The organism is Pseudoalteromonas sp. SR45-6 (assembly GCF_014163545.1).
Classification (GTDB): Bacteria; Pseudomonadota; Gammaproteobacteria; order Enterobacterales; family Alteromonadaceae; genus Pseudoalteromonas; species Pseudoalteromonas rhizosphaerae.
Genome location: NZ_JACJDM010000208.1, coordinates 1 through 361, shown reverse-complemented (window position 1 = coordinate 361; position 361 = coordinate 1). Strand labels below are relative to the sequence as shown.

Below are 361 nucleotides of genomic sequence, written 5' to 3'. Positions count from 1 at the left end.
GTGTATTGATCACCGGCTCTGGGGCGGAAGCCAATGCCAGTGTCAGTGTGACTATCAGCGATGGTTCGAATAACCAATCGCGTACTGTGACGGCTGATGGCTCTGGGGCATGGACTATCAGTGGTCGTGAGTTTGATGTCAGCAGCTTTAATGATGGCACGCTCACCGTCAGCGCCACACAAAGTGATGCGGCGGGTAACACCTCAACTGCAGCCAGCACCTCAGTGATTTTAGATAACGCAGCACCGAATGCCTTAACGATTGCCACCCCGATTGAGGTTGATGGCCGGATCAATGCTGTAGAAGATGGCAGTGTATTGATCACCGGCTCTGGCGCAGAAGCCAATGCCAGTGTCAGTGT

The 361-nt window shown here is 53.5% G+C and carries 1 protein-coding gene; it reads left to right on the top strand.

All coding sequences use genetic code 11. From position 1 onward, the window contains the following. A partial coding sequence (locus H5158_RS22940; RefSeq protein WP_220491414.1) for an Ig-like domain-containing protein occupies positions 1-361 on the top strand: 361 nt, incomplete at both ends.